Raw genomic sequence first — 5,310 nt, forward strand, 5'->3', positions numbered from 1 at the left:
TTTATGAGTGTCCAAGATTTGGGGGCCAGTTCACATTTCAGACGACCTTTTTTCTTTCTAGCTGTCCATATTTAACCGCAACCGCCGCATTTGCCGCAGCCGCTGCTGCAATCGCGTTTTTTCGGTTTGAATACGAATTTTCGCAAGAGGAAGAATACGCAGGCGAGCATAATCAAGCCGACGATAATATATTGAGTCATCACATTATCCTTGAAGTAATTTGGTAAACTACAAATGCGGCGAAGTAAGCCATCAGGAACAAATAGCCGGTAATCATCACCATATTTTTTGTGGATTTGGTTTCGCGTTTAATCACAGCCAATGTCGCGGCGCACATGGGGGCATACACATACCAAGCCAGGAAGGCGAAGGCGGTTGGCAAACCCCAGTTGTTGTGTATGATCGGAATCAGCGCGTTTTGTACGGCGTCTTCAGACGACGCGCTGACGGCATAGACCGTACCCAGTGCGGCAACGACGACTTCACGCGCGGCAATGCCCGGAATCATGGCGATACACATTTCCCAAGTGAAGCCCAGCGGGGCGAACAATGGTTGGATAGCGTGGCCGAGCATACCCGCGAGGCTGTAATCGATTGCTGCGCCTGTTGCGCCTGCGGGCGGTTGCGGCCAGCTTACCAAGCCCCACAAAACTACGGCAAGGGCGAAGATAATCGTACCGGCGCGTTTGAGGAAGGCTTTTACCCTGTCCCACAGGCTGGTCATAATGTGTTTGAAGTTGGGCGTGCGGAAAGTCGGCAGCTCCATTAAGAGCGGGAATTGCTGCACGTTGCCTTTCATACGCGCCAAGCGTTTCATGATATACGCTGCCAAGGCGGCAGACAGGATGCCTGCGAGATAGAGGATGAACAGCGTCAGTCCTTGCAGGTTGAAAATCCCGCCTACGGTGCGATTAGGAATGACGGCGGCGATAATCAGCGCGTAAACGGGCAGCCGCGCGGAGCAGGTCAGCAGCGGGGCGACGGCGATAGTAACGAGGCGTTCGCGCGGGTCATTAATCGTACGCGCCGACATCACGGCGGGAACGGCACAGGCGAAACTCGACAGGAGCGGGATAAACGAGCGTCCCGACAGACCGCTTTTTGCCATGAGGTTGTCCAACAAAAACGCCGCGCGCGGCAGGTAGCCTGAGTCTTCCAAAAGCAGGATGAAGGCGAACAAAATCGTAATCTGCGGCACGAACACCAACACGCTGCCCATACCGGCAATGACGCCGTTGACGAGCAAGTCGCTGAGGATGCCCGGCTCCATGTTGGCGCCTATCCATTCGCCCAGCGCGGTAAAGCCGCCTTCGATGGCGTCCATAATCGGCGCCGCCCATGTGTAAACCGCTTGGAACACCATAAACAGGATGACCAGCAGCATAATTATGCCCCAGACGGGGTGCAGCACGATGTCGTCGAGTTTTTTGTGCCATGCGGGCAGCGTCATCTGGGTGCGTACCACTTGTGCCAAAATCGATTCGACTTCTTGATAAAGTTTGTCGCTCTCCAGCGCCTCGAGCGTGCGTTCGGCAGAAGCGGGGTTGGCGGGGAAAGAGCGTTTGCGCGGCAGCTTCGCCACGGCTTCGCGTACCGCCTGTACGCCCGACGCGCTCACTGCAACTGTTTCCAAAACAGGTGCATCCAACAACTCGCTCAGTTTGGCCGCGTCGATATTCAAGCCCCTTCTGCGGGCGACGTCGCTCAAATTCAGCGACACCACCATAGGCAGTCCCAGCGTTTTCAGTTCCAAAATCATGCGCAGGGTCATACGCAGGTTGGTCGCGTCGGCAACGGCAATAATGGCATCGGGCGGAATGCCCATCTTGCCCACCATTACATCTTTTGCCACTGCTTCGTCGGGGCTGGTCGTGCGCAGGCTGTATGTGCCCGGCAGGTCGATAATGCGGACCGCCTCGTCGTCGAGGAAGGCACCCTCGCGCTTATCGACCGTTACGCCCGGATAATTGGCAACCTTAGCATGTGAGCCGGTCAAACCGTTGAACAAAACGGTTTTGCCGCAGTTTGGTGCACCAATCAAGGCAAAATAGCTTAGTTCCATGAATTGAACTCTCCTTTTTTGATTGTTTGATAAGTTTGGAGTGGGATTTGGGGAAAAGGTTTTGAAATTGTGTTTTCAGACGACCTAGGTCGTCTGAAAAGGATGGGGCGGTCAGATTAAATCCGCCTATGCCGCATTTTCAAAATAGAAGCCTGCCTGCGTGTACAGCGGTCAGCCGTCAATCACATGGCACATAATCTTTCCTGCTTCTTCCTGCCGCAACGAGAATTGCGACTGGTTGCCCAAACGTACGGCAAACGGACCGCGTCCGAATCCGCCGACGGCAATCACTTGCAACGGCATTCCACTTGAAAAGCCCAAGTCGGCAAGGCGGCGTGTAACCAGCGGGTCGAGTTCGCCGAAAGTCGAATTGGGGACGATGGAGTCGATGTGCGCGACTGCGCCTTTACTGAGTTTTGACAAAGGTATGGCAGACATAGTGTGTTTTACTTTCGTTGTCGATTGAAAAAAGAGACGGCAAGTAAAGACGAATCAGACACAGGGTAGCCAGAGGCATATCCCAACGCCCGTCCCCGCAAAAGAAGTAGTTTTGATTGTTTATCACTTTGTTTTATTATGATAATAAATCTTGTTAACATAAAAATCAAATACAAAGCGACCAAGTTCCTTATTTTCTGACGACATATTGCGACAAATCAAAGAAAGCGAATGATTCGTTGTGAAAGTCGGGAAGGGCTATTGATAAGGTTTGCATTTGGATGTTTGATAGGCGTAAAGAGAAAAGGAGCGAATGATGAAAATCTACACCGCCGCAGAAATGCGCGAACACGAGCAAATGGCAGTCGATAAAGGCACGACTTTCGAGCAACTGATGGAAAACGCGGGACAAGCCGCCGCCGCGGATTTGCTGCGCCGTTTCCCCGAAGCAGGACGCGCGTTAATCGTTTGCGGCAAGGGCAACAACGGCGGCGACGGTTTGGTCATCGCGCGCGTGTTGTCCGAAAAGGATTGGCAGGCGGATGTTGTTTTCGTCTTGGGAGATAAACTGTCGCCGCTGGCGCAGTTGAATCGCGAGCGTTTGAATCATTTAGACGGCGTCAGCTTTATCCGATCCGACGAACTGGAAGGTCGTCTGAAAACAGGTTACGGTCTCGTTATCGAAGGCATTTTCGGAACAGGCTTCAGCGGCGCATTGCCCGAAACAGCCGCCGCCGTCTGCCGCCTGCTGAACCAAGCCGACGGCTTCAAAATCGCGCTGGACATTCCGACCGGGCTGAACTGCGACACAGGCGAAGCAGATCAAGACACCTTCCGCGCCGACCTGACCTACGCCTTCGCCGCCTACAAACCCGCACATATGATCGACGCAGGCAAAGCATATTGCGGAGAGACCGTGTGTTTGGATATTGGGATAGAGTGAAAATATTTTATTGAGATGGCGATGTTCGCGGCTATTTCCAGCTTTGCGCCAAGTAAATGCCCAACGCCGTCAGCAGGAACGAGCCGAAAACATGCAGGCAGACCGCTGAAAACGCCGTCGCCCAGCGTTGCGCCTGCATAAGGGTGACCATTTCCAATGAAAAGCTGGAAAACGTCGTCAGGCTGCCGAGAAAACCGGTAATCAGCAAAAGCTTCCATTGTGGATTATCCAGCCATTCGGCGCAGATGCCGATTAAGAACGCGCCGATCCAGTTGGCGGCAAGCGTGCCAGCCGAAAACGGGACGGAGAGTGCGGCAAAGGCGAGAACGAGCAACCAGCGGGACAATGCGCCCAAAGCCGCGCCAAAAGCAATCGCCATGACGTTTTGAAACATATTGAAATCCGGAGACAAGAAATTAAAAGGGTAGGGTTGGGGATTTTAACCGTATTTTGAACAGGCAAACAAAGGGTCGTCTGAAAAGCATCTTAGGTTTTCACTTTGTTGAAACCATGCTTTCAGACGACCTTTTTTGCACCTTTCCTCCATTATATATAGCGGATTAAATTTAAATCAGGACAAGGTGAGGCAACGCCGTACTGGTTTAAATTTAATCCACTATAAAACAACATTTCCCTACATTGTCTGTCATTTGATGTTTGTTAAAAATTTTGCCGCCTATTCGTGTTACGCTTCGCAATCAATTTGATTTTTCAAGGGAAAGGAGCAGGATATGCCGTCATTGAGAACGCAAATCGCCGGTTTTTCTTTTGACAACTGTCTGATGAACGCCGCTGGTGTGGCGTGTATGACCGTGGAAGAATTGGAAGAAGTCAGGCAATCTGCCGCAGGCAGCTTCATCACCAAAACGGCGACGCTGGAAGCGCGTGCGGGCAATCCCGAGCCGCGTTACCGCGATGTACCGCTGGGCAGTATCAATTCTATGGGTTTGCCGAATCAAGGCATTGATTACTATCTGGATTATTTGCTGAGCCTTCAAGAATCGCATCCGGAGCGGACATTTTTCCTCTCGCTGGTCGGTATGTCGCCCGATGAAACACACACGCTGTTGAAAAAAGTGCAAAACAGCGGTTTTAAAGGCATTACCGAACTCAACCTTTCCTGCCCGAACGTCCCCGGCAAGCCGCAAATCGCCTACGACTTTGAAACGACTGAGCGGATTTTGGGCGAAGCCTTCGGCTATTTCGACAAGCCTTTGGGAATCAAACTGCCGCCATATTTCGACATCGTCCATTTCGACCAAGCGGCGGAAGTGTTCAACCGCCATCCGCTGAAATTCGTCAACTGCGCCAATTCCATCGGCAACGGCATGTATATCGAAGACGAATCCGTCGTGATCCGACCTAAAAACGGCTTTGGCGGCATAGGCGGCGAATACATCAAACCGACCGCGCTCGCCAACGTCCATGCGTTCTACCAAAGATTGAATCCGTCCATCCAAATTATCGGCACAGGCGGTGTTTATACGGGGCGCGATGCGTTCGAACATATCTTGTGCGGCGCGAGCATGGTGCAAATCGGTACGGCGCTGCATCAGCAAGGTATCGAAGTTTTCGAACGTGTTTCGCTTGGCTTGAAAGCCATCATGGCGAAAAAAGGCTATGAGAAGCTGGAAGATTTCAAAGGCAAACTGAAATATCTGGGGTAAGTCTGCTCAGATGAAGGGGAAAAGGTCGTCTGAAAACCATCATACGGTTTCAGACGACCTTTTATTACAAAACGGCTGCCGATAGGTTTCTTTGGAAAATTCGGATATCGGGGGAGGACGTTTTGATTGTTGTCATTTTGCTCATACGGCAGGCATCGAAATAGCGTGTATAGTGGATTAAATTTAAATCAGGACAAGGC

Annotated in this window: 6 protein-coding genes; 2 read left to right on the forward strand and 4 right to left on the reverse strand. The window is 51.8% G+C overall.

Translation table 11 applies throughout. The annotated features are described in order from the left end of the window. Positions 1-71: 71 nt before the first annotated feature. From HMPREF2726_RS12775 to HMPREF2726_RS03285, 3 genes are all read right to left on the reverse strand, one after another. Positions 72-200: a FeoB-associated Cys-rich membrane protein gene (locus tag HMPREF2726_RS12775; RefSeq protein WP_003683546.1), complete on the reverse strand. Its 129-nt coding sequence runs from the start codon at positions 198-200 to the stop codon at positions 72-74. Then, entirely contained in the window at positions 200-2,062 is a 1,863-nt protein-coding gene (locus HMPREF2726_RS03280) for a ferrous iron transporter B (RefSeq protein ID WP_070602150.1), read from the reverse strand. The genes HMPREF2726_RS12775 and HMPREF2726_RS03280 overlap by 1 nt, the downstream gene beginning before the upstream one ends. A 171-nt stretch (positions 2,063-2,233) precedes the next feature. Next, positions 2,234-2,500, reverse strand: coding sequence for a FeoA family protein (locus HMPREF2726_RS03285; RefSeq protein WP_003742387.1), 267 nt, complete (start codon positions 2,498-2,500; stop codon positions 2,234-2,236). 316 nt (positions 2,501-2,816) lie between these two features. On the opposite strand from HMPREF2726_RS03285, the gene HMPREF2726_RS03290 reads away from it, so the two are divergent. Continuing rightward, the gene (locus HMPREF2726_RS03290; protein ID WP_210399674.1) at positions 2,817-3,443 is read left to right on the forward strand and encodes an NAD(P)H-hydrate epimerase; all 627 of its coding nucleotides are present in this window, start codon (positions 2,817-2,819) and stop codon (positions 3,441-3,443) included. A gap of 31 nt (positions 3,444-3,474) precedes the next feature. On the opposite strand, the gene crcB is transcribed toward HMPREF2726_RS03290, so the two are convergent. Next, positions 3,475-3,837, reverse strand: coding sequence for a fluoride efflux transporter CrcB (crcB, locus tag HMPREF2726_RS03295; protein WP_003756927.1), 363 nt, complete (start codon positions 3,835-3,837; stop codon positions 3,475-3,477). 337 nt (positions 3,838-4,174) lie between these two features. On the opposite strand from crcB, the gene HMPREF2726_RS03300 reads away from it, so the two are divergent. Next, positions 4,175-5,110, forward strand: a complete 936-nt coding sequence (locus tag HMPREF2726_RS03300) for a dihydroorotate oxidase (RefSeq protein ID WP_070602154.1) — start codon at positions 4,175-4,177, stop codon at positions 5,108-5,110. The last annotated feature ends 200 nt before the right edge of the window (positions 5,111-5,310 follow it).

The organism is Neisseria sp. HMSC074B07, from assembly GCF_001810355.1.
Lineage (GTDB): Bacteria > Pseudomonadota > Gammaproteobacteria > Burkholderiales > Neisseriaceae > Neisseria.

Bases quoted from the DNA above. Each gene is read 5' to 3' on its own strand.
- HMPREF2726_RS03285 (WP_003742387.1), bottom strand. From the start codon at position 2,500: ATGTCTGCCATACCTTTGTCAAAACTCAGTAAAGGCGCAGTCGCGCAC.
- HMPREF2726_RS03280 (WP_070602150.1), bottom strand. From the start codon at position 2,062: ATGGAACTAAGCTATTTTGCCTTGATTGGTGCACCAAACTGCGGCAAA.
- HMPREF2726_RS12775 (WP_003683546.1), bottom strand. From the start codon at position 200: ATGACTCAATATATTATCGTCGGCTTGATTATGCTCGCCTGCGTATTC.
- HMPREF2726_RS03300 (WP_070602154.1), top strand. From the start codon at position 4,175: ATGCCGTCATTGAGAACGCAAATCGCCGGTTTTTCTTTTGACAACTGT.
- crcB (WP_003756927.1), bottom strand. From the start codon at position 3,837: ATGTTTCAAAACGTCATGGCGATTGCTTTTGGCGCGGCTTTGGGCGCA.
- HMPREF2726_RS03290 (WP_210399674.1), top strand. From the start codon at position 2,817: ATGAAAATCTACACCGCCGCAGAAATGCGCGAACACGAGCAAATGGCA.